The sequence below is a fragment of the Sodalis sp. (in: enterobacteria) genome (assembly GCF_047607725.1).
Taxonomy (GTDB): Bacteria; Pseudomonadota; Gammaproteobacteria; order Enterobacterales; family Enterobacteriaceae; genus JBLKSS01.
Genome location: NZ_JBLKSS010000305.1, coordinates 1 through 2860 on the forward strand (window position 1 = coordinate 1; position 2860 = coordinate 2860).

The window sequence follows — 2860 nt, forward strand, 5'->3', positions numbered from 1 at the left end:
TTAAATTTTAATGGACACTATCACAAACTTCAGAACCACTAATTTCATATCACTCAAACCGGGATGGAAATAAAAGTTATTAAAATCAATACAATGTGAAAATGCAATGAGCATAAGCGTGTAACTTAGGTTTACTGTCTCGTACAACAAACCCACCAATAATTCAAGACGTCCTCCACGGGGCGCTTACTTATTTTTCACCCGATAGGCCAGGTCGCTCGGGACGGCGTGAAAAGCCTGCTGACGCGAGAGGCTATGGCGTTTAAGCAGCCCAAAGAATTGATGCACATCGGTCATCCCACGCCATTCTTGTTCAATGCGCGCGCTGTCTTGGGGAATGGCGGCGTCGGTGTTCGGCACGGGACTGAGCTCAAGGGCAGGAGGAAGAGTGACGGTGTAACTTTCAACTAAGGCATCCCAGGCAGCCATCGATGTCGCGGGGGTAGTATAAATTTTCAGCGCCGAGTCACCCTGTCTATCAAACAGCTGAATACTCTGTCGTTCACCCCGTGGTGTTTGTTCTTTCAGCGCGAACGCGCTTTGCCACTGCGCGGGAAAGAGGAGCAAATCCAGCCAGCGCGGATTAAGCACCAGACCGACATGGGGTTGCAGCTTCACATTCTGATAATGACCGACCTGTTCATGCACCGCGTATTCATTTCGACTGATGGTTTTGGTTTCCCCCACGGTGCCAAGGGCGGGCAGCAGCGTGGCAAAATCCGGCCGCAGGACGCGGGCATCATGACCTACCCACTCCAAGGTGAGTTCAGCTTCGCTCATTCCGGCCTGCGGGGCCAGATCACGAGCGTACTTGTGCGGATGTTGGGCCTTTAGGGCCAAATAGTGTTGATAGCGATGTTCCATGCTTGGTTCCCTAAACTGTGTTGGAGCAAAGAAGGTGAATGACGTCAGGTTCTCTCCCTGCGACTCGCCGGCGGAAGTCCGGCTTCGGACAAGCGCGCTGTATCGCCCGCGGCGCGGAAGTAAACCATTTATTAAAATAGAATGATGATATTTATCATTATCACTGAAATGTATCGTAACGGAAATTATTTTACCAAGGCATTACGTGGCGTTTACGTCGCCTCCGCTGGCGCGGGGTAATTGATATCTCGGCAGCGGACGCGCCTCAATGCAAGACGCCCTGGCAACGGACGCGTGTACATAACGCCCTGAGGGATGGAGTGAGTCTATCCGCTCAGCAGATAAGTGCGCTATCAAGATCTGGGCGAAACCTCTGGCGCAAAAAGGGTGCGGATGACGAGGGCGAGGTTCAAGCAGGCGTGACAGCGGCACGAAGGAAGGCGGAAAGATCAGCGCGGCGGCGGTGAAGGGTATTAGCCTCCGTGCAAACGACGTTAAGCCAGCGCGTGAGGGCGCACCTGACGACGGCGGCGGGATGGGAGGGGGCAAACTGGGGCTGTTTGCCGACAACGTAAGCCGAATGTCCCTAATCTTGTTGCGGAAATGAGAAACATTCTCAACAAAATGCTTTACAAACGCTACTGATAACTATTATCATACTTTTACTCCTGATGATGAGGTTCACCTCAACAGATGGGCACGACATTGCTCACATTGCTTCCAGTATTATTTAGCCAGCAGGGTGCTGGCTTTTTTTGGCAGTGGCCGGCCAATGGTGCCACCGTCGCGCCATGCTACGCCGGACCGACTGCCTCTCTCCCGCTGCCCCTGAAAGGCTTCGGTTCACTTTTCTAATACCCCGACGAAGCGCGTAACGAATATTTCCGACGCCGCACGTATTCACTCGGCTTGGCCAAGGCCGTCGCCGGTGTCGGCGCGCTTTTCTGGTTCACTCGACGAGTGCCGCCGACCACGGCAGCGGAGCCCTAGCGGCAGCGATCATCCCCCCTTGTCCAACACTGCGTCAGGCTAACCCTCGGCAGCGGGCGGCCAGGTCCCTGTGTGTTGCACTCATTGCTGCCCGGGTGTAACGGGTATCGCAAGCAAAGCGGTCTGGATCTCATTAAGGACGGTGAACGGAATCGTCGGTTCGTCGAGGTGGACGCCATTTTGCCACCGCGCCAAAGCCGGCAGGATATGATAATAAGCGACAAGCGTTGTAAAGGTATCGTTCAAGGATTGCTGCTGATCGGCGTCGTAATACCCGAAATAGCTAGACGACAGAAATAACTCGTTAAAAATCGGCCGCCCTTGCGCAAGGTGCCGCATCGGTGTGATAGACCTCGTCCAACCATTGTTGGTAGAGCGAAGACGTATAGCGCGCAAAATAATCGCCGGCTTTTTCGTTCAGCAAAATGTAGTTCTGCACGTCTTCATTCGCTATCGCGTGTTCCACAAGGCCGCTTGCCGCCGCCCACAGCGCGTGGAACCGCGGCGGCAAAGAGGGTAAGGGCGCCTCCGCCGGCCCGTAGCGGTGTAAAAAACGGTCTTTCAGCGCCTGTTTCAATGGCTGAATGGCGATCCTCCTCTGGAGCGATTCGGCAAAAGAATACGGCCTATTGGCCGAGTGATGCGCCGAAGGGGCGATATCGTCCGCCGCCGCGGCGCCCGTGACGACTGACGCGGCGGGAAACGTCTCTGCCAACGTTTGCTGAATTTGATTTATCTGGCGCGCATAGCCTTCCATAACACCGATATTGATTAATGCGGTATGGTGGGCTAATGCCGCATTTGCCTCCGCTATTTTCCGATCACCCATTCCAGTGATATTCGATCACGTGTTCGCTCATCTTCTAACTCAGTTTTAGTCTATTTTTCCTGTGCTGGCTACTCCTTGCTCTTTGCGTAGTGATTCGCCTTTAAGTTCCAGTCGATAGCTGGGGTGTACTAGCCGATCGAGTAACGCGTCAGCTGTCGTGGGGTTTTCTATCAGTCC

4 protein-coding genes are annotated in these 2860 nt (G+C 53.9%); all 4 read right to left on the minus strand.

Translation table 11 applies throughout. The features are described from left to right. Positions 1-186: 186 nt before the first annotated feature. On the minus strand, positions 187-864 hold the full coding sequence (locus ACMX3H_RS18785) for a ChuX/HutX family heme-like substrate-binding protein (protein ID WP_415211861.1): 678 nt from the start codon (positions 862-864) through the stop codon (positions 187-189). 1071 nt (positions 865-1935) lie between these two features. Continuing rightward, on the minus strand, positions 1936-2100 hold the full coding sequence (locus ACMX3H_RS18790; RefSeq protein WP_415211862.1) for a hypothetical protein: 165 nt from the start codon (positions 2098-2100) through the stop codon (positions 1936-1938). Positions 2101-2158: 58 nt separating this feature from the next. Continuing rightward, the gene (locus tag ACMX3H_RS18795) at positions 2159-2611 is read right to left on the minus strand and encodes a hypothetical protein (protein WP_415211863.1); all 453 of its coding nucleotides are present in this window, start codon (positions 2609-2611) and stop codon (positions 2159-2161) included. 117 nt (positions 2612-2728) lie between these two features. After that, on the minus strand, positions 2729-2860 hold a 132-nt coding region (locus tag ACMX3H_RS18800; protein ID WP_415211864.1), incomplete at its 5' end, for an ATP-binding protein.

Bases quoted from the DNA above. Each gene is read 5' to 3' on its own strand.
- ACMX3H_RS18785 (WP_415211861.1), bottom strand. From the start codon at position 864: ATGGAACATCGCTATCAACACTATTTGGCCCTAAAGGCCCAACATCCG.
- ACMX3H_RS18795 (WP_415211863.1), bottom strand. From the start codon at position 2,611: ATGGAAGGCTATGCGCGCCAGATAAATCAAATTCAGCAAACGTTGGCA.